Consider the following 19,330-nt stretch of genomic DNA (forward strand, 5'->3'; position numbering starts at 1 on the left):
TCAGCCGCCGGTCCCGCCGTCGTGCTCCAGCTCGGCCAGCACCGGGAAGTGGTCCGAGGCCCACACCCCGCCCGGTCGCTCGGCCAGGACCCGGGAGCCCAGCACGCGGACGGGGCCGCCGTGCAGGATCCAGTCCAGGCGCGGCGTCCTCGCCCCCGGCGGACGGTAGCGGTGGAAGGTGCCGGGGGCGTCCGGGGGGAGGGTGTCGCGCAGCCCGCCGGCCACGGCGGCGTCCCACGTCCGGGACCGCCCGGCGGCCGCGTTCCAGTCCCCGAGGAGCAGCAGCGGCCCCTCCCAGCCGAGGAGCAGCCCCTGCAGGGCGGCCAGCTGCCGCAGCCGGGCGCGCTCCGGCCACGGGTCCAGATGGGTGGCGACCGCCCGCCAGGCCACCCCGGTGCGCCGGTCCGTGAGGTCCGCGAGGACCGCGGTGCGCGGAAAGGCGTCCCCGGCCCCCCGGGAGCCCGGGACCTCCGGGGTGCGGGACAGCCACCGCTGCCGCCACCGGTCCACCGTGAAGCGGGTGGTGTCCACGGCCAGCACGCAGCGCTCGCCGCGTCCACCGGCGTCCCGGCCCGTGCCGAGGAGGACGTGCCCCGGTCCCAGCGCGTCGCGGAGCGGGTGCAGCTGCTCCGGGTGGACCTCCTGGAGGGCGGCCAGGTGCGGCCGGTGGGCGCGCAGCAGGGCCTGCACCGCCGGCACCCGGGTGAACCACGCGTCCGGGGCGCCGCGGCGGTACCGCGGCAGGGGGCGGCGGACGTTGAAGGTCATGGCCGTGAGCACGCCCCGGCCCCGCGGACCGCGGGGGTCGGCGGGGCCGGGGCGACCGGTGGCTGCCACGGTGGCGGCAGGTTCCGCTGCGCGGACGACGGCCTGGACTACTGCGCGGCGGACTCGGCCGCGTCCTGCTCCGTGCGGGCGCCGCCGTGCTGCAGGGCACCGCCGCTGTTCTCGAGGTGGGCGCGCATGAACCACTGGAAGAGCTCGAGCTCCTTGACCTGGCCGATGAGCATGTCCTCGGTGACGGGATCGAGCTCCCCCACCTTCTGGATGGCGTCCCGGTGGTCCTCGATGATCCCGTTGTAGACGAGGTCCAGGGCCGCGAGGTGCTCCACGGCGGTGGCGCGGTGGACCGAGTAGTCGTCCCAGGTGCGGGCCCGCACGAGGTCCCCGGGCAGGCCGCTGGGGCCCACGCCCATGGTGGCCATCCGCTCGGCCAGCTCGTCGACGAAGCCGCGCACGAGCTCGATCTGCGGGTCCAGCATCTCGTGGACGGAGATGAAGTTGGGCCCGACCACGTTCCAGTGGGCGTGCTTGAGGGTCAGCTGGAGGTCGTTGAGCGCGTGCAGGCGCTGCTGCAGGGTCTGGGCGACCTCGTGACCGTTCTCCGTGGACAGGCCGGGCACGGTGTAGGGGGCGGCGCTCTGGTTCGTGGTGGCCATGGGATCGTCTCCTGGTTCCGGCCGCCGCCGGACGGCGGCCTCGATCGACAACAGTGGGCGGCCCGCCGGAGCGGGCCCTCCCGACCCACTATCCCACGCCCCCCGAGGACTGTCAGCACCCTGTCCATTCGCTGAGCGCGATATCCGCCCCCGGCCTCCCCTCCCCGGAACCCTTGCCAGGACCCCGGAGCCGCTGGTGGGATGGGACCATGACGATCCCCGGCAACCAGCTCCCCGACGACCCGCACCTGGCCGACGACGTCGGCGTGCCCGACACCCCGGCGCGCGACCTCGAAACCGCCCAGGACCCGCTGGGCCAGACCAACGCCGGCCAGCGCGTCCCGAGCGCGGGCGACGCCGAGGACCCCGCCGACCCGGACTTCGGCGCCGGCGCGGACGGCCCCGGCCCCACGGCCGGGGACTGAGCCGCACCGGCCGCGCTCCGCGTCCGGCCACCGCTACCCTGGGCCCATGAGCACCCGGGGCACCAGCACGCGCGGCATCACCGAGGCCACGGGCATCCCGTGGGAGACCTGGACGGCCCGGCTCGAGGCCCACGGCGCCCGCCGGATGAGCCACGCCCAGATCGCCGGGCACCTGGCGGAGCAGCTCGACGGCGTCGTCGCCAATCCGGGGTGGTGGGCCCAGCAGATCACGGTGGCCTACGAGCAGCACATCGGCGCCCGGCGCCCGGCCAGGCCGGGGACGGGAGCTGGGCCGTCAGCGCCGGCCGGACCGTGCCGGGCACGGCGGACGAGGTGCTGGCCCGCTGGGAGGACCTCATGGGCGGAGCCGCCGAGGTCGCCGGCGTGGCCTCCGAGGGCCCACCCGGCACCAGCGCCACCGGGACGTGGCGGTACTGGCGGATGCGCCTGGTCGACGGCTCCCGGGTCACGGTGCACCTCAGGGCCAAGGACGACGACCGGTGCACGGTGGGCGTGAGCCACACCGGACTGGCCTCCCCCGAGGACGTCGAGCACCGGCGGGCGTTCTGGAAGGAGCGGCTGCGCGAGCTCTGAGGCCCCCTCCGCGCCGAACTTGTGGCGTGCATCACTTCTCGCCTACGGTGACCCAGGTACCTGAGACGAGGAGTATCGGATGAATCTGCCCTATCCGCACCTGCTGTCGCCCCTGCAGCTGGGCGGCACGACCCTGCCGAACCGGGTGCTCATGGGCTCGATGCACACCGGACTCGAGGAGCAGCCCGGCGGGTTCGAGCGGCTCGCGGCGTTCTACGCGGAACGGGTGCGCGGCGGCGTCGGGCTCATCGTCACGGGCGGCGTCGGGCCCAATCCCGAGGGCGCCACCCGCGCCGGCGGCGCCCTCCTGCGCACCCCCGAGGAGGTGGCTCGGCACCGCCTGGTGACCGAGGCCGTGCACGCCGAGGGCGGGCGGATCGCGCTGCAGATCCTGCACTCCGGCCGCTACGCCAAGGCCCCGGCCGCGGTGGCCCCCAGCCCGCTGCGCGCCCCCATCAGCCCGGTGGTCCCGCACGAGCTCACCGGCGAGGAGATCGAGCGGACCATCGAGGACTTCGCCCGCACCGCGGCCCGGGCCCGGGAGGCCGGCTACGACGGCGTGGAGATCATGGGCTCCGAGGGCTACCTCATCAACGAGTTCGTCGCCGCCGAGACCAACCACCGCACCGACGAGTGGGGCGGGTGCTGGGCGAACCGGATGCGCCTGCCCGTCGAGATCGTCCGCCGCGTCCGCGAGCGCACGGGCCCGGAGTTCCTGCTGATCTACCGGCTGTCGATGCTGGACCTGGTCCCGGGCGGCTCCACGGTCGAGGAGGTCGTGGAGCTGGCGCGGGCGGTCGAGGCCGCCGGGGCCACGCTGCTCAACACCGGCATCGGCTGGCACGAGGCCCGGATCCCCACCATCGCCACGGTGGTCCCCCGGGGCGGCTTCTCCTGGGTGACGCGCCGGCTGAAGGGCGAGGTCGGGATCCCGCTGGTCGCGGTGAACCGCATCAACACCCCGGAGACGGCGGAGCGGGTCCTCGCGGAGGGCGACGCCGACATGGTCTCCCTCGCCCGGCCGCTGCTCGCGGACCCGGACTTCGTGGCCAAGGCGCGCGGGGCCGCGCCGACGCCATCAACACCTGCATCGCCTGCAACCAGGCCTGCCTGGACCACACCTTCGCCGGGCGCACCGCCTCCTGCCTGGTCAATCCGCGGGCGGGCCACGAGACGCTGCTGCGCCTGGGGCCCACCCGCCGGGCCGAGCGGATCGGCGTGGTCGGGGCCGGCCCCGCCGGGCTCGCCTTCGCGGTCGGCGCCGCGGAAGCCGGCCACGCCGTGACGCTGTTCGAGGCCGAGGAGCACATCGGCGGGCAGTTCTGCATGGCCCTGCGCATCCCCGGCAAGGAGGAGTACGGCGAGACCCTGCGCTACTACGGCGTGCGGCTGGCGGAGCTCGGGGTGGACGTGCGGCTGGGGACGCCCGCCACGCCCGCGCACCTGGACGGCTTCGACCGGGTGGTGCTCGCCACCGGCGTGGTGCCGCGGGTGCCCGCGATCGAGGGCGTGGACCACCCCTCGGTCGTGGGCTACCGGGACGTCCTGCAGCACGGCGCACCGGTCGGGCGGCGGGTCGCCGTCCTGGGCGCCGGGGGGATCGGCTTCGACGTCGCCGAGTACCTGCTGCACTCCCCCGGCACCGGGACCGACTTCTACCGGGCATGGGGGGTGGACACCACGCTCGCCGCCCGCGGCGGCCTGGTCCCGCCCGCACCGCCGCGCCCTGCCCGCGAGGTGACGCTGCTGCAGCGCTCCCCCGGCAAGCCCGGGGCCGGCCTGGGCCGCACCACGGGGTGGATCCACCGGGCCTCGCTCAAGGCCGGGGGCGTGCGCACCCTCAGCGGCGTGAGCTACCGGCGGATCGACGACGACGGGCTGCACCTCGCCGTCCCCGGACCCGACGGCGCCGCGGCCGTGGAGCAGGTGCTCGCCGTGGACACCGTGGTGTTGTGCACCGGACAGGAGCCGCTGCGGCAGCTGCACGACGCGCTGCTCGCCGCCGGCCACGACGCCGGCGCCGTACCGGTGCACCTCATCGGCGGGGCGGACGTGGCGGCCGAGCTGGACGCCAAGCGGGCGATCCGCCAGGCCACGGAGCTCGTCGCCGCCATCGGCTGACCGGTCCCCGTCCCGGGACCCCGGCGGGGGGCGGCACCGGCGCGGCACGGGTGCCGTGCGGGACCGGGCCCGGGGTGCCACGATGGGACCAGCCCCGCGGAAAGGACCTCCATGCAGCTCGATCTCCTGCTCGTCAACGCCACGGTCCGCACGATGGACCCCGCCCGGCCGCGGGCGTCGAGCCTGGGGGTGCACGGAGGGCGGATCGTGGTCCTCGACGACCCCGGAGTCCCGGCGGCCGAGACCGTGGACCTGGGCGGGGCCACGGTGCTGCCCGGGTTCGTGGACGCGCACTGCCACACCACGTGGTTCGGGCTGGGCCTCGCCGAGGTGGACCTGTCCGGATGCACCTCCCTGGACCGGCTCTACGATGCCCTGGAGCGGGGCATGGCCGCCAAGCCGCGGGACGAGGAGTGGCTCATGGCCACCGGCTTCTACCCGGCCACCGTGGGCGGGGCCCTGCCCGACATCGACGTCCTGGACCGCATCACCGGCAGCACGCCGCTGTTCGTGCGGCACACGTCCGGCCACGCCGCGGTGGTGAACTCGGAGGCGCTGCGCCGTGCCGGGGTGCTCACCCCCGGCACCCCGGATCCGGTGGGCGGGCGAGTGGTGCGCGACGACGCCGGGCGGACCACCGGCCTGGTCGAGGAGACGGCCCAGGCGATGGTCCAGGAGCTGTTCCGCCCGTACCCGCTGGGCAAGATCGTGGCCGCCCTCGATCGCGCCACCGCCCGCTACGCCGCCGAGGGCATCACCACGTTCGCGGAGGCCGGGATCGGCGGCGGCTGGATCGGGCACAACCCGGCCGAGCTGCTGGCCTACCAGCGGGCCCGCGAGGAGGGCGCCCTGCACGCCCGCGCGCAGGTGATGCCCGTGCTGGACGTGCTGCACGAGATCGGCGGGCTGGGGGACGGCTCCGCCCGCGGGCTGGACCTCGGGCTGCGCACCGGGTTCGGCGACGACGAGCTCGTGCTGGGGCCGGTGAAGGTCTTCGTCGACGGCTCGCTGCTCGGGGAGACCGCCGCGGTGACCGAGGCGTTCTGCGGCAGCGGGCACTCCACGGGGTACTTCCAGGAGAACCCCGAGCAGATGGCGGCGGCGGTCCGGGAGGCCTACCGGGCGGGCTGGTCGGTGGCCGCCCACGCGATCGGGGACCGGGCCATCGACTTCGCGATCGACGTGATCACCGGGTGCCAGGACGCGCACGGGCGCCGCCGCTTCCCCAACCGGATCGAGCACGCCAGCATCACCCGCCCCGACCAGCTCGCGCGGCTCGCCGCCGCCGGGATCTGCGTCACCCCGCAGATCGGCTTCCTGCGCCCCATGGCCGTGCAGTTCCGCCGGCTGCTGGGCCCGCAGCGCACGGACTGGACCTACCGGGGCCGCAGCTTCCTCGACGCGGGCGTGCGGATCGCGGGCAGCTCCGACCGCCCGGTCGCCGACGGCGACGTGCTGCGCTCCGTCCAGGCCTGGACCGACCGCCTCGACGGGGACGGACGCCGCTTCGGCCCCGCCGCCGAGCGGCTGGACGTCATGGAGGCACTGGCCGCCTACACCTCCGAGGCCGCGGCCGCCCTGGGCATGGCCGACCGGATCGGGTCCCTCGCCGTCGGCAAGCAGGCGGACCTGGTGGTGCTCGAGCAGGACCCGGTGGAGGTGCACCGGCGCGGGGAGTCGGTGGAGCACATCGGCGTGCGCGCCACGTGGCGCGGCGGCCGCCTCACCCACCGGGCCGGTTGAGCCGGTAGCCTGCTGCCCCGTGGACGACTCCGTGACCGACTCCGTGACCGACTCCGTGGGCGGGCGCCCGGGTCCCGTGCCCCCGCCCGTGCGCTGGGCGACCGCGGCCGAGCTGTCCTCCGCCCAGCTGTACGGCCTCCTGCGGCTGCGCACCGACGTGTTCGTCGTGGAGCAGGCCTGCCCCTATCCCGAGCTCGACGGCCGGGACCTCGAGCCCGGCTGCCGGCACGGCTGGATCGAGCGGGACGGGCGGGTGCTCTCGACGCTGCGGCTGCTCGTGGAGGACACTCCGGACGGGTCCGCGCTGCTGCGGATCGGCCGCGTGGCCACGGCCGCGGACGCGCGCGGGCAGGGTCTCTCCGCCGCCCTGCTGCGCGCGGCGCTGGCCCGCTGCGGTCCGGCCCCGGTCGTCCTCGACGCCCAGGCCCACCTGGAGGGCTGGTACGGGCGGTTCGGCTTCGCGCGCGCCGGGGAGACCTTCCTCGAGGACGGCATCCCGCACGTGCCCATGCGCCGGTAGGCGCTCAGCTCTCGACCAGGATCCCGTCCTCGTCCGCCCACACGGTGCGGCCGGGGCGGAAGGTCACGCCCTCGATGACGACCGGCACGTCCTGCTCCCCGACGCCGTCCTTGGCGGACTTGCGCGGGTTGGAGCCCAGCGCCTTGACCCCCAGGGGCAGCCCGGCGAGGGCGACCCGGTCCCGGACCGGACCGTTGACGATGACGCCGGCCCAGCCGTTGCGCACGGCGGACTCCGCGATCATGTCCCCCATGAGGGCGGTGCCCATCGAGCCGTGCCCGTCCACCACCAGGACCGCCCCGTCACCCGGGGAGTTGAGCACCGCCTTGACGAGGCCGTTGTCCTGGAAGCAGCGCACCGTGCGGACCGTGCCGGTGAAGGCGCGCACCCCGCCCAGGTCGAGGAACTGGCGCGGGCAGGACATCAGCTGCTCCCCGCGCTCGTCGTAGAGGTCGGCGGTGGTGAACGGGCGCGGATCGGTCATCTGCTGCTCCTCGGCATGCGGTGGCGGTCTCGGTGCCAGCCTAGTCAGCGGCGCCCGGCGGGCGGGCCGCCGCGCGCTCCTCCGCCCCCGCGGCGGTGGAGCCGGTGGCCGTGCCCAGCGGGAGGTCCTCGATCAGCAGGGACAGCACCAGGCACGCCGCGGCCACCGGCAGCCCCCACAGGTAGAGCGGAGGCAGGGCCTGGGCGAAGGCCTGGGCCACCGCCTCCTGCGCCGGGGCGGACAGGGAGGCGAGCACCTGCGGGCTCAGCGCGTTGACGTCGGCCCCGGCCGGGGACGAGACGTCCCCGAGGGCGCCGTCGAGCCGGGCGACGAACACCGAGCCGAACACCGCGATCCCGAAGGAGGCGCCGGTCTGCCGGAAGTAGTTCGAGGCGGACGTCGCGGCCCCCACGTCCGCCGGCGGCACGGCGTTCTGCACGATCAGCACGAGGTTCTGCAGGAGACAGCCGATCCCCAGACCGATCACGGCCATGCCGGTGGCCGTCAGCGCGTAGGGGGTGCTCTCGTTGATCGTGGAGAGCAGCACGAGGCCCGCGGCCATCACCGCCGAGCCCAGGACCGGCCACAGCCGGTAGCGGCCGGTGCGCGCGATGCGCCGCCCCGTGCCGATGGTGCCGGCGAGCATCCCGGCCGTCACGGGGATCATCATCAGACCGGCCGCCGTGGCCGAGGCGCCCTCCACCATCTGCAGGTACGTGGGCAGGTAGGTGATCGTGGCGAACATGATCACGCCCATCCCGACGGCCGCCGCCGTGGGCACCACGAAGTTGCGCACCCGGAACAGGTGCAGCGGGATGATGGGTTCCGCGGCACGGCGCTCGACCAGTACGAACATCCCCGTCAGCACGGCGACCGCCCCGGCCAGCCCGAGGGTCGGCGGGCTCGCCCAGGGGTGGACGGTGCCGGCCCAGGTGGTCAGCAGCACGAACGCGACGCTGCCCGCGGCCAGCAGCGCGGTCCCGAGCACGTCCAGCCGCACGCGACCGCGCGGGACGTGCGGCAGGTGCAGGAAGCGCGGGATGAACACGAGCGTGACCAGGCCCAGCGGCAGGTTGATGCAGAACACCCAGCGCCAGCTCACGAGGTCGGTGAGGAACCCGCCCAGCAGCGGCCCGCTCACCGAGGCGAGGCCGAAGGCCGCCCCGATCACGCCCATGTACTTCCCGCGCTCGCGCGCCGGGACGAGGTCCGCGATGATCGCCTGCGCCCCGATCAGCAGACCTCCGCCGCCGAGGCCCTGCAGGGCACGGAACACGATGAGCTGCGTCATGTCCTGGGCGGCGCCGGCCAGGACCGAGCCCAGGAGGAAGACCACCACGGCCACGAGGAAGATCCGCTTGCGCCCGTAGAGGTCGCCCAGCTTCCCGTAGACCGGCAGGCCCACCGTGGCCGCCAGCACGTACGCCGTGACCACCCACGAGATGCGGTCCAGCCCGTCGAGGTCCCCGACGATCGCGGGCAGGGCGGTGGCCACGATGGTCTGGTCGAGGGCGGCCAGCAGCACGGCCATCAGCAGGCCGAGGAACGTGAGCCGCAGCTGCCGCTGCCCGGAACGCCCCGGGGCTCCTGTCACCGGGTCAGCGATCGACCTTGACGACGGAGCCGTTGGCCACGTTGACGTACACGTCCACGGACGTCCCGTCGGGGTCGTCGACGTCGACCTCCCAGACGGTGGTGCCGTCCTCCGTGTCGAGCTGGGCGCCGTCGAGCGTGCCGTCCACCTCGTCCAGCGCGGTCCGGACGGCGTCCTCCAGCGGGACCTGGACCTGGGCGACCCGCTCGCGGTCCTCCTGGTCCAGCTGGTCGTCGCCCTCCTGGGGGGTGACCTCGGAGCCGTCCTGGGAGACGTCGACCTCCTTCTCCCGGTCGCCGACGGCGAGCTTGACCTCCCAGCCCTCCTCGCCGTCCTTGCGGTCGATCTCGAACACCTGGCCTCCCGTCACGGCCTCCTCGGCGGCGACGACCGCGCCCACCACGGCGGCGGCCTCGCCCCCGGTCTCCGGCGAGGAGGTCGAGGTGGCGGTGCCCGACGGTGAGGCGCCGGGGCTCCCGTCGGCGGTGGCCGTGCCCGAGGGCGTCGCGGACGGGCTCTCGTCGCCGGTCGCCGTGCCCGACGGCGTGGCCGAGGGGCTCCCGGCGCCGGTCGCCGGGTCCCCGGTGCCGGTGGGCTCGGCGGGAGCGCTGGTCGCGGCTCCGTCCGTGGCCTCCGCCCCACCTCCGTCGCCACCACCGCCGCCGTCACCGCACCCGGCGAGCAGCAGCGCCGAGAGCGCGAGCGCGGTCAGGGACAGGGCCTTTTGATCAGTGTGCTTCATACCAGGATTCTTCCCCCGGCGCGGCGTCCTGGCAAGGGGTCCGCCGCCGCGCCTGCCGCCGTCGACGCGGCTCCCAGGCACCACGTCTACTATCCTGGAGAGCGCCTGACCCGAGACCGGGGGCATGCACACCGCGATCGACGCCAGGAAGGAGGCGGCATGGGATTCCTCGAAAGCCTCGAGAAGAACATCGAGAAGGCCGTCCGCGCCGCCTTCACCACGGGCTCCCGCAAACGGGTGGAGGCGGTCGAGATCGCCAGCGCACTGCGCCGCGAGCTCGACCAGGAGGCCTTCACGATCTCCGCCGGGCGGACCATGGCCCCCAACGTGTTCGTCGTGGAGTTCTCCGACGAGGACTTCCCCCGCGCCCAGGACTGGGGCACGCCGCTGGCCGAGGAGCTGTGCGACGTCGTGATCAAGCACGCGCGCAGCCAGGCCTACACGCTGCAGGGAGCGGTGAAGGTCTCCTTCACCCACAACCCCGAGGTCGAGGCCGGCGAGTTCCGCGTGCACTCCTCGGCGCAGCGCACCGCCGAGTCCCCGAACACGCCGGCCACCCCGAGCGGGCACCGGATCGCCCGCGGCCACCGGGACCCGGAGGACGAGCCCACGCAGGCCGCGCCCGCGCAGGCCGCGTCCGCGCGGCGCTGGATCCCGGTGCTCGACGTCGAGGGCGAACGGTTCTCCATCAACGCGGACTCGATCGTGCTGGGCCGGTCCGCCGAGGCGGACATCACCGTGGAGGACACCGGGGTGTCCCGCAAGCACCTCGAGATCCGCCGGCAGGGCGAGCACTTCCTGGCCGTGGACCTCGGCTCGACCAACGGTTCCTACGTGGACGGGGAGCGGGTGATCGGCCGCTCCGAGCTGGTCAACGGTTCCGTGATCACCATGGGACGGACCCGGATCACGTTCCGCCTCCTGACCCCGAAGGGGAACCGCTGAATGTCCGAGCTGACCGTCACCCTCCTCCGCTTCGGGTTCCTGGCCCTCCTCTGGATCTTCATCTTCAGCATCGTGGCCAGCCAGGGTCGTGACCTGGCAGTCGGCGGGAAGCTCCCGGCCGTCCTGGGCCGGTCCCGCGCCGCGGCCGCACCGGCGGCTCCCGAGCCGACCGCGCCGCCCGCCGCCGGTCCCGGCACGGGCCAGCAGCGCTCCCGCCCGCAGACCCTCGCGGTGCTGGAGGGCCCGCTGCAGGGCCACAGCTACGCCCTGGGCAACGCCCCCGTCCTGCTGGGCCGCTCCCCCGAGGCCACCGTCCCCCTCGGCGACGACTACGCCTCCGGGCGACATGCCCGGCTCTTCCCGCAGGGCTCCCGCTGGTTCCTCGAGGACCTCGGTTCCACCAACGGCACCTTCGTGGGCCAGCAGCGCCTCTCCCGGGCCGTGCCCCTCGACGCCGGGACCCCGTTCCGGGTGGGCAAGACCGTCCTGGAACTGAGGTCCTGACGCATGGCGATCGCCTTCCGCTACGCCGCGCGCTCCGACGTGGGCAGGGTCCGTTCGAAGAACGACGACTCCGCCTACGCGGGCCGGCACCTCGCGGTGGTCGCCGACGGCATGGGCGGGCACGTGGGCGGGGACGTCGCCTCCGCGTCCGCGGTCATGGACCTCACCTCCCTCGACCGGCCGGGGCACCACGGCGACGGCGCCACCGTGCTCGCGGACGAGATCCAGAACGCCAACCAGAACCTGGCCCGGCTGGTCCTGGGCAACCCCCGCCTCGGCGGGATGGGGACCACCGTCACGGCGCTGCTGGCCGACGAGGACGAGATCGTCGTCGCCCACATCGGCGACTCGCGGGCCTACCGGCTGCGCGGGGACGAGTTCCACCAAATCACCCGGGACCACACGTTCGTGCAGCGGCTCATCGACGAGGGACGGCTGCGCCCGGACGAGGCGGAGTCCCACCCCCACAAGAACGTCCTGATGCGCGTGCTCGGGGACGTGGACGCCTCCCCCGAGATCGAGGTGGAGACCGTCCGCCCCGAGATCGGCGAACGGTGGCTGCTGTGCTCGGACGGGCTCAACGCCGTGGTCCGGCCCGAGACCATCGAGTCCGTGCTGCGCTCCGGGGACGACCTCAACCAGATCGTGGACACCCTCGTGGAGCTGACCCTGGACCGCGGGGCACCGGACAACGTCACCGTGGTGGTGGTGCAGGTGTTCGCGACCGACGACGACGCCCCGGTCGCGCCGCAGACCGGCGAGGCGCGCGGCGCGGTCCCGGACCCCGGCTTCGCCCGGACCTCGGACGAGCTGACCGGGGATGCGGCCGCCGGCCCGGAGTCCGCGGAGTCCTCCGCCGCGGTGCTTCGCCGCGACCTCGCGGCCCGTCCGCACCTGCTGGTGGGCGCCGCCGCCAACGCCACCCAGACCGGGCGCATCCCCACGGTGAGCGACAGCATCCTGCAGCGCCGCGCGACCCTGCTGCAGACCTCCGCGCCGGACACCCTGGCCGATCCCCAGGAGGTCGAGTCGGCGCTGCACCGGGCGGAGGCCACGGCCCCGTCCCCGCGCCGGCGCCGGAACCGGCGCGCGTTCACCGTGCTCGCCCTGGCCACGGTCGGGCTGCTGCTGGTGGCCGGCGGGTGGCTGACGACGAACTGGATCAACTCCCAGTACTACGTGGGCGAGCAGCAGGGCAGCGTGGCCATCTACAGCGGGGTCTCCCAGTCGCTGGGCCCCGTGAGCCTCAGCGACCTGGAGCGGACCACTGACCTGCGGGTCGAGGACCTGCCCGGCTACACCCAGGAGCGGGTCCGCAACGCCATCCCGGCGGGGAGCCTGGAGGAGGCCTTGCGGATCGTGCAGGAGCTGCGCGAGTCCGCCCCGGGCGCCGGCCCCGGGGCGGAGCCGCGCCCCACCGGCACCGTCCGCCGGGCCACCTCCTCGCCCACCACGGCCCAGGACGCGTCCCCCACGGCGTCGCCCGCCGCGAGCCCCGGAGGTGACCGATGAGCTCCACCGCCGGAACCCGCTCCCCCGAGGAGCCCGCCGAGGCCCGGCAGAAGCCGCGGCGGCTCACCGAGCTGCTGCTGCTGGTCGTGGCCGTGGCCATCGGCGTGGGCGCCAACATCCTCGTGGACCCGGACCAGCTCGGCACCGGGGACCCGCACATCCTGGTCTCCGGCCTGGTCCTGGGCGTCGGCGCGCTGCTCCTGCACCTGGTGGTCCGTCTGCGGGCCACGTACGCGGACCCCTACGTGCTGCCCATCGTGGTGGCCCTCAACGGCCTCGGCATCGCCATGATCCACCGCATCGACCTCACCACCGACCAGTCCGCCGCGCAGTCCCAGGTGCTGTGGACGGGGCTGGCGATGACCGCCGCCGGCCTGGTGCTCTGGTTCCTCAAGGACCATCGGGTGCTGCGCCGGATCACCTACATCTCCCTGGTGCTCAGCGGCCTGCTCCTGCTCCTGCCCCTGCTGCCGGGGCTCGGTGTGGAGCTCAACGGCGCCCGGATCTGGATCTCCGTGGGCGGGCGCACCTTCCAGCCGGGCGAGGTCGCGAAGATCACCCTGGCCGTCTTCTTCGCCGGCTACCTCTCGACCAACCGCGACCTCATCCTCCTGGCCGGCAAGAAGCTCGGTCCCGTGCGGCTGCCGCGGTTCCGGGACATGGCCCCCATGTTCGCCGCCTGGCTGGTGGCCATCGGCGTGCTGGTGTTCCAGCGCGACCTCGGCTCCGCGATCCTGTACTTCGGGCTGTTCCTGGCCATGATCTACCTCGCCACGAGCCGGTTGAGCTGGATCGTGATCGGCCTGCTGCTCGTGGCCGTCGGCGGCTTCCTCGCGAGCCGGGTCTTCGGCCACGTGGCGGCGCGCCTGGACTCCTGGCTCAACGCCTTCGACCCGGAGGTCTTCAACCGGGCCCCCGGCGGGTCCGCCCAGATCGTCCAGGGCCTGTTCGGGCTCTCCTCGGGCGGGCTGTTCGGGCAGGGCCTGGGCCAGGGCCGGCCGGACCTCGTCTCCTACGCCAACTCGGACATGATCATCACCGCGTTCGGCGAGGAGCTGGGCCTGATCGGGCTCGGCGCGATCCTGATGCTCTTCTTCCTCTTCGTCAGCCGCGGGTTCCGCGCCGCCCTGGGCACCCGGGACGCCTTCGGCAAGCTGCTCGCGGCGGGGCTGTCCGCGGTCATCGTGCTGCAGCTGTTCGTGGTCGTGGGCGGCGTCACCCGGCTCATTCCCCTGACCGGCCTCACGACCCCGTTCATGTCCGCCGGGGGCTCCTCGCTGCTGTCCAACTGGATCATCGCGGCGATCATCCTGGCGATCTCGCACACGGCCCGCCGGCCCGTGGTCACCGGGCCGGCCACCGAGGCCGATCTCGCCGAGGTCGCCGCCTACGAGGCCGCCCTGCGGGAGGCCGCGCGGCGGGACGAGCAGGAGCGCGCCGAGCGCCGGGAGCGCCGGCGCGGAGCGGGCCGGGACGCGGAGGAGCGCACCGACGAGCGCACCGACGGCCGCACCGTCGAACGGCCGGCCGCGCGTCCGGACACGGCACGCCAGCACGCGGTGCCCGGGGACACCGGGGCGACCGAGCCGATCGCGGCCGCCGGTCCGGGCGGGCGCCCGGTCTCCGAGGACGGGCCGGACGACGACGGCACCCCCACCGAGGCCATGTCCCGCCTCACCGACCAGGACCGCCGCACCCCGGGCGGTCCCGGGCGCACCGAGAACGGAGGAGCATCGTGAACCGGGCGATCCGACACACCTGGGTGGCCGGCGTGGCGATCTTCACCGTGCTGCTCCTGGCGCTGACCTACGTGCAATTCTTCGCGGCGCGGACCCTCGAGGCCCACCCGTGGAACAACCGCAGCCTCTACGACCAGTTCGGCGCGGACCGCGGGGCGATCCTCGTGGACGGCGACGCGAAGGCCTCCTCCACGCCCTCGGACGACGACTTCGAGTACCAGCGCGTCTACACCGACCCGCTGCTGTACGGACACCTGACGGGCTACTTCTCGCTGGTCTACGGAGCCACCGGGCTCGAGGCGGCCCTGGGCGACGAGCTCTCCGGCGCGTCCGACGAACAGTTCTACGACCGTGTGGTCTCGATGTTCTCCGGCAACCAGCCCACCGGCGCGTCGGTCGAGCTGACCATCGACCCGGAGCTGCAACGGACCGCCGCGGAGCTGCTGGAGGGACGCAAGGGCTCGATCGTCGCCCTCGACCCGGAGACCGGCGCGATCCTCGCCATGGTCTCCAGCCCCGGCTACGACCCCAACGAGCTCGCCTCCCACGACTCCGGCTCCGTGATCGCCGCCGCCGAGCGGCTCAACGCGGACCCGGCCGAGCCGCTCGTCAACCGCGCGATCTCCGGGGACCTGTACGCCCCGGCCTCGACGTTCAAGATCATCGACACCGTGGCGGCCCTGGAGTCGGGCGAGTACACCACGGAGTCCTCGATCCCCAACCCGCAGGAGCTGCCCCTGCCCGGCACCGACGTGACCCTGCCCAACTACGTGGGCGGAGGGTGCACCGCCCGCACCGAGGCGGACCTGGAGTTCGCGCTCGAGCAGTCCTGCAACACCCCCTTCGCCTCGATCGCTCTGGACCTCGGGGAGGACGCGATCCGCCGGACCGCCCAGAACTTCGGCTACGGCGAGTCCCTCTCCGTACCCCTGAAGGTGACGCCGTCGATCTTCCCCGAGGAGCTCAACGAGTCCCAGCTCGCGCTGTCCTCCATCGGCCAGTACGACGTGCGCACCACGCCCCTGCAGGTGGCCATGATGAGCGCCGCCATCGCCAACGACGGCCTGATGATGAAGCCCCAGCTCGTGGAGACCGTGCGCTCGGCCGATCTGTCCGTGATCGACGAGTTCACCCCCGAGCAGCTGCGCCGCTCCACGAGCGCGGAGGTCGCCAACACCGTCACCGACCTGATGGTGGAGGTCGTCGAGGACGGGATCGCCCGAGGTGCGGCCGTGCCCGGCGTCGAGGTGGCCGGCAAGACGGGCACCGCCGAGATCGGCTCGGAGGAGGGCCTCAACGACTCCTGGTTCACCGGCTTCGCCCCGGCCGACGACCCCCAGATCGCCCTCGCCGTGGTTTTCGAGGACGTGGACGTGGCGACCGGGTCCAGCCTGACCACCACGAGCGCCAAGCAACTCTTCGAGGCGGTGTTGAACAAGTGAGACCTTCGTCGAGCACCGTCCTGGGCGGGCGCTACGCACTGACCGATCGGATCGCGATCGGCGGCATGGGAGAGGTGTGGAAGGCCAAGGACCGGGTCCTGGGCCGCATCGTCGCCGTGAAGATCCTCAAGGAGGAGTACAACGGGGACCCGAACTTCCTGCAGCGCTTCCGCGCGGAGGCGCGGCACACCGCCCTGCTGAACCACCCCGGTGTCGCGAACGTCTTCGACTACGGCGAGGAGGAGGGCTCGGCCTTCCTCGTCATGGAGCTCGTCCCGGGCGAGCCGCTGTCCAACATCATCGAGCGGCGGAAGACCCTGGATGCCGACACGGTGCTCAACTACATCGGGCAGACGGCACGGGCGCTCGCGGCCGCGCACGCGCAGGGCCTGGTGCACCGCGACGTGAAGCCCGGCAACCTGATCATCACCCCGGACAACCGGGTGAAGGTCACGGACTTCGGGATCGCCCGCCTCGCGGACCAGGTGCCCCTCACGGCCACCGGCCAGGTGATGGGCACCGCCCAGTACCTCGCCCCGGAACAGGCCACGGGCCAGACCGCCACGGGCTCCTCGGACATCTACTCCCTGGGCATCATCGGCTACGAGTGCCTGGCCGGACGCCGGCCCTTCACCGGGGAGTCGCAGATCGCGATCGCCCTCGCCCAGGTCAACGACCCGCCGCCCGCACTGCCCGAGGACGTGCCGGACCCGGTGCAGGCCCTCGTGATGTCGATGCTCGCCAAGGACCCCAAGGACCGCCCGGCCACGGCGGGGGCCCTCGCCACCGCCGTGGACGCGCTCCGGCGCGGGGACGAGGCCGCGGCGGTCTCCGCCGTGCCCGGGATGCGGGCCTTCCTCGACCTGCCCGACGACGAGGCCACCCAGGCCTTCGAGCCCGTCGCCGACGCGCCGACCCGGCTGCTGGAGCGGGACAGCACCGCCCGGGCGGCCGGGGCTGCGGCGGCCGGCGCCGGGGTCGCCGCCGCGGCCGGGCCGGCGCGGCCCATCACGGCCGAGCTGGACGTCGTCGAGCCTTCCCGCGCGCCGGGCGGCGGTGCTTCTGCGGCGGACCCGGTTCCGCCGGCGGGGCCCCGCCGCGAACGGGGCTCCGCGTGGGCCTGGCTGCTGGGCGTGCTGCTGACGCTGGCCCTGCTCGCCGGGCTGCTGTGGTTCTTCCTCCTCCGGCAGCCCGAGACCGTGGCGCCGGAGCCGACCCCCACGGGCACGGTCTCCACCACGGTCGTGCCGGAGGAGACGACCGCCCCGCCCGCGGACGCTGCGGAGACCGTGGAGGTCCTCGCGGCCCGGTACGAGGGCCGCCCGGTCGACGACGTGGTGCAGGAGCTCTCCGACCTCGGCTTCCGGGTCGAGCGGCAGGGCCAGACCTCGGACCAGGAGGAGAACACGGTCCTGTCCGTGAGCCCCGTCGGCCAGGTGCAGCGGGGGGCCACGGTCACGGTGTCCTTCTCCACCGGACCCGACACCGTGGAGCTGCCCTCCGGGATGGTCGGACAGCAGGCGGATCCGCTGATCGACGAGATCCGGCTGCTCGGGGTGAACATCATCCGGTACGACGAGCCCACCGAGGACGCCGCGCCGGGCACGGTGCTGCGCACCCAGCCGCTGGGCGGCTCGACCGTCCGCCCCGGCGACACCATCGAGATGTGGGTGGCCGTGGCCCCGGAGAGCGCTCCGACCGCCGAGCCGTCCCCGACGCCCTCCGCGCCTCCCACCGCGACGCCCACCGGACCCGGCCAGGAGGGCTGAGCCGTGCCGGCCCGCAACGTGGTTCCCCCTCTGATCAACGACCGCTACGAGGTGGGCGAGACGATCGGGCGCGGCGGGATGGCCACGGTCCACGTGGGACGGGACCTGCGGCTCGGCCGGCGGGTGGCGATCAAGGTGCTCCGGCCCGAGCTGGCCCGGGACGCGACCTTCCACGAGCGCTTCAAGCGGGAGGCGCAGTCCGTGGCGGCTCTCAACCACCACTCGATCGTCTCCGTGTATGACACCGGCGAGATCCTGGCCCGGACCGACGAGGGCGTGGACCGGCCGTTCATCGTGATGGAGTACGTGCCCGGCCGGACCTTGCGGGAGCTGATCCACGAGGACGCGGTCACGCCGCGGGACGCCGTGGACATCACCCTGGGGATCCTGGACGCCCTCGAGTACAGCCACCGGGCCGGGATCGTCCACCGGGACATCAAGCCGGCGAACGTGATCGTCACCCCGGAGCGCCAGGTGAAGGTCATGGACTTCGGGATCGCCCGGGCGGTGGAGGACACCTCCCCGGCGCTCACGCAGGCCCAGGCCGTCCTGGGGACGGCGCAGTACCTGTCCCCGGAGCAGGCGCGGGGTGAGTCGGTGGACGCCCGCTCGGACCTCTACTCCGCCGCGTGCGTGCTCTTCGAGATGCTCACCGGGCGCGCGCCGTTCGTGGGCGAGTCCTCCGTGGACATCGCCGCCCAGCACGTGCGGGACCGTCCGCCCGCCCCGTCCGAGCTCGACCCACGGATCGGGCATCGGGTGGACGAGTTCATGGCCAGGGCCCTGGACAAGGACCGCGAGGCCCGTTTCCAGGACGCCGGGCAGATGCGCCGGGCCCTGCGGGAGCTGCGCCCGGCCGTGCCGGAGGACCTCGAGGCCACACAGTCCCTGCGGGCGGTGCCGGGGCGGGACGAGGACACGAAGACGCTGCCGCCCGTGCCGGGCCCCCGTCCCCGCGCCGACGCCCCCCGCGGTCGCCCCGGCCGCCGCTGCGGGCATCGCGGCGGCGGTCGGCGATGCCGGCCACGGCTCGGCCCCGGTGCGGCGGCGGCGTCCGCTGCGCACGGCCCTGCTCGCCCTGCTCGTCCTCGCGCTGCTCGCCGTCCTCGGCGTCGTGGCCCTCCAGTGGGTCCAGGGGCAGCGCGGTGGGCCCGCACTCGTGGCGGTGCCCTACGTCGCCGGCATGGACGCCTCGGTGGCGGAGACGGCGCTGCGCAGTGCCGACCTGGTGCCCGAGCGCGAGCAGGTCTACGACGACGAGGTGCCCGAGGGCGACGTGGTGGGCACCGACCCCGCGGCCGACACCCGGGTCGAGGAGGGCACCACGGTCGTCCTCGAGGTCTCCCGGGGACCTGCCGAGGTGGAGGTGCCGGACGACCTCGCCGGCCGCTCCGAGGAGCAGGCCCGGGAGGCCCTGGAGTCGGCGGGGCTCGAGGTCGGGTCCACCCGCACGGCGAACAGCTCCTGGGTGCCCGAGGGAGCGGTGGTCGCCACCGACCCCGACGGCGGGACCACCGTCCCGAGCGGCTCCGAGGTGGAGCTCGTCGTGTCCACGGGACGGGTGACCGTGCCGCAGCTCGTGGGCCTGAGCCGCCAGGCGGCCGTCGCCGCCCTCGGCGCGGACGAGGTCCGGCTCTCCGCCGAGATCGTCACCACCGCCCGGTCCGGGGTGCCGGCCGGACAGGTGGTGGACCAGAGCGTGGACGCGGGCCAGTCCGCTCCGCAGGGCGCCACCGTGACGCTCACCGTGGCCGTCA

16 protein-coding genes and 2 pseudogenes are annotated in these 19,330 nt (G+C 74.3%); 13 read left to right on the forward strand and 5 right to left on the reverse strand.

All coding sequences use genetic code 11. The annotated features are described in order from the left end of the window. Both BJF77_RS05905 and BJF77_RS05910 read right to left on the reverse strand, forming a co-directional pair. Positions 1-768 carry an endonuclease/exonuclease/phosphatase family protein gene (locus BJF77_RS05905; protein WP_139318457.1) on the reverse strand — a complete coding sequence of 256 codons (768 nt, stop codon included), beginning with the start codon at positions 766-768 and terminating at the stop codon, positions 1-3. A 107-nt stretch (positions 769-875) separates the two neighbouring features. After that, positions 876-1,439 carry a Dps family protein gene (locus BJF77_RS05910; RefSeq protein WP_075871573.1) on the reverse strand — a complete coding sequence of 188 codons (564 nt, stop codon included), beginning with the start codon at positions 1,437-1,439 and terminating at the stop codon, positions 876-878. 209 nt (positions 1,440-1,648) lie between these two features. Here BJF77_RS05910 and BJF77_RS05915 point away from each other — a divergent pair, with 209 nt between their 5' ends. The 5 genes and pseudogenes from BJF77_RS05915 to BJF77_RS05935 all read left to right on the forward strand — a co-directional run bounded on the left by BJF77_RS05915 (position 1,649) and on the right by BJF77_RS05935 (position 6,842). Further along, positions 1,649-1,864, forward strand: a complete 216-nt coding sequence (locus tag BJF77_RS05915) for a hypothetical protein (protein WP_047805166.1) — start codon at positions 1,649-1,651, stop codon at positions 1,862-1,864. 312 nt (positions 1,865-2,176) lie between these two features. Beyond that, positions 2,177-2,458, forward strand: coding sequence for a hypothetical protein (locus BJF77_RS19375; protein WP_083664998.1), 282 nt, complete (start codon positions 2,177-2,179; stop codon positions 2,456-2,458). A gap of 79 nt (positions 2,459-2,537) precedes the next feature. Then, positions 2,538-4,579 (forward strand): annotated as a pseudogene (locus BJF77_RS05925) (FAD-dependent oxidoreductase). 111 nt (positions 4,580-4,690) lie between these two features. Beyond that, on the forward strand, positions 4,691-6,322 hold the full coding sequence (locus BJF77_RS05930) for an amidohydrolase (RefSeq protein ID WP_075871574.1): 1,632 nt from the start codon (positions 4,691-4,693) through the stop codon (positions 6,320-6,322). Positions 6,323-6,341: 19 nt separating this feature from the next. Further along, positions 6,342-6,842, forward strand: coding sequence for a GNAT family N-acetyltransferase (locus tag BJF77_RS05935; RefSeq protein WP_338130222.1), 501 nt, complete (start codon positions 6,342-6,344; stop codon positions 6,840-6,842). A 4-nt stretch (positions 6,843-6,846) separates the two neighbouring features. On the opposite strand, the gene rraA is transcribed toward BJF77_RS05935, so the two are convergent. Genes rraA through BJF77_RS05950 form a run of 3 tightly spaced genes read right to left on the reverse strand, consistent with a single transcriptional unit; the run spans position 6,847 to position 9,662 of the window. Then, positions 6,847-7,326 carry a ribonuclease E activity regulator RraA gene (gene rraA, locus BJF77_RS05940; protein WP_047805170.1) on the reverse strand — a complete coding sequence of 160 codons (480 nt, stop codon included), beginning with the start codon at positions 7,324-7,326 and terminating at the stop codon, positions 6,847-6,849. A 40-nt stretch (positions 7,327-7,366) separates the two neighbouring features. Next, on the reverse strand, positions 7,367-8,920 hold the full coding sequence (locus BJF77_RS05945) for an MDR family MFS transporter (protein WP_255396153.1): 1,554 nt from the start codon (positions 8,918-8,920) through the stop codon (positions 7,367-7,369). Between the two features lie 4 nt (positions 8,921-8,924). Beyond that, positions 8,925-9,662 (reverse strand): PepSY domain-containing protein, encoded by a 738-nt coding sequence (locus BJF77_RS05950; RefSeq protein WP_053005213.1) that lies wholly within the window; start codon positions 9,660-9,662, stop codon positions 8,925-8,927. 159 nt (positions 9,663-9,821) lie between these two features. Between BJF77_RS05950 and BJF77_RS05955 the strand changes: the two genes are divergently transcribed. The 8 genes and pseudogenes from BJF77_RS05955 to BJF77_RS21440 form a co-directional block, all read left to right on the forward strand. Beyond that, entirely contained in the window at positions 9,822-10,607 is a 786-nt protein-coding gene (locus BJF77_RS05955; protein ID WP_075871576.1) for a DUF3662 and FHA domain-containing protein, read from the forward strand. Next, on the forward strand, positions 10,608-11,111 hold the full coding sequence (locus tag BJF77_RS05960; protein ID WP_075871577.1) for an FHA domain-containing protein: 504 nt from the start codon (positions 10,608-10,610) through the stop codon (positions 11,109-11,111). Between the two features lie 3 nt (positions 11,112-11,114). Further along, positions 11,115-12,623 (forward strand): PP2C family serine/threonine-protein phosphatase, encoded by a 1,509-nt coding sequence (locus tag BJF77_RS05965; protein ID WP_047805174.1) that lies wholly within the window; start codon positions 11,115-11,117, stop codon positions 12,621-12,623. Continuing rightward, on the forward strand, positions 12,620-14,362 hold the full coding sequence (locus BJF77_RS05970) for an FtsW/RodA/SpoVE family cell cycle protein (RefSeq protein ID WP_075871578.1): 1,743 nt from the start codon (positions 12,620-12,622) through the stop codon (positions 14,360-14,362). The genes BJF77_RS05965 and BJF77_RS05970 overlap by 4 nt, the downstream gene beginning before the upstream one ends. After that, positions 14,359-15,804 (forward strand): penicillin-binding protein 2, encoded by a 1,446-nt coding sequence (locus tag BJF77_RS05975; protein ID WP_047805176.1) that lies wholly within the window; start codon positions 14,359-14,361, stop codon positions 15,802-15,804. The genes BJF77_RS05970 and BJF77_RS05975 overlap by 4 nt, the downstream gene beginning before the upstream one ends. Then, positions 15,801-17,573 (forward strand): protein kinase, encoded by a 1,773-nt coding sequence (locus BJF77_RS05980; RefSeq protein WP_075871579.1) that lies wholly within the window; start codon positions 15,801-15,803, stop codon positions 17,571-17,573. Before BJF77_RS05975 ends, BJF77_RS05980 begins: the two co-directional genes overlap by 4 nt. 78 nt (positions 17,574-17,651) lie before the next feature. Next, positions 17,652-18,326, forward strand: a pseudogene (locus BJF77_RS21435) (protein kinase); the annotation flags it as partial. A 286-nt stretch (positions 18,327-18,612) separates the two neighbouring features. Beyond that, on the forward strand, positions 18,613-19,330 hold a 718-nt coding region (locus BJF77_RS21440; RefSeq protein ID WP_255396154.1), incomplete at its 3' end, for a PASTA domain-containing protein.

It is taken from the genome of Kocuria sp. CNJ-770, from assembly GCF_001942375.1.
Lineage (GTDB): Bacteria > Actinomycetota > Actinomycetes > Actinomycetales > Micrococcaceae > Kocuria > Kocuria oceani.

What these genes read in the sequence shown, in the direction of transcription:
- BJF77_RS05905 (WP_139318457.1), bottom strand. Translation starts at nt 768, where the DNA reads ATGACCTTCAACGTCCGCCGCCCCCTGCCGCGGTACCGCCGCGGCGCC.
- BJF77_RS05910 (WP_075871573.1), bottom strand. Translation starts at nt 1,439, where the DNA reads ATGGCCACCACGAACCAGAGCGCCGCCCCCTACACCGTGCCCGGCCTG.
- BJF77_RS05915 (WP_047805166.1), top strand. Translation starts at nt 1,649, where the DNA reads ATGACGATCCCCGGCAACCAGCTCCCCGACGACCCGCACCTGGCCGAC.
- BJF77_RS05930 (WP_075871574.1), top strand. Translation starts at nt 4,691, where the DNA reads ATGCAGCTCGATCTCCTGCTCGTCAACGCCACGGTCCGCACGATGGAC.
- rraA (WP_047805170.1), bottom strand. Translation starts at nt 7,326, where the DNA reads ATGACCGATCCGCGCCCGTTCACCACCGCCGACCTCTACGACGAGCGC.
- BJF77_RS05950 (WP_053005213.1), bottom strand. Translation starts at nt 9,662, where the DNA reads ATGAAGCACACTGATCAAAAGGCCCTGTCCCTGACCGCGCTCGCGCTC.
- BJF77_RS05955 (WP_075871576.1), top strand. Translation starts at nt 9,822, where the DNA reads ATGGGATTCCTCGAAAGCCTCGAGAAGAACATCGAGAAGGCCGTCCGC.
- BJF77_RS05960 (WP_075871577.1), top strand. Translation starts at nt 10,608, where the DNA reads ATGTCCGAGCTGACCGTCACCCTCCTCCGCTTCGGGTTCCTGGCCCTC.
- BJF77_RS05965 (WP_047805174.1), top strand. Translation starts at nt 11,115, where the DNA reads ATGGCGATCGCCTTCCGCTACGCCGCGCGCTCCGACGTGGGCAGGGTC.
- BJF77_RS05970 (WP_075871578.1), top strand. Translation starts at nt 12,620, where the DNA reads ATGAGCTCCACCGCCGGAACCCGCTCCCCCGAGGAGCCCGCCGAGGCC.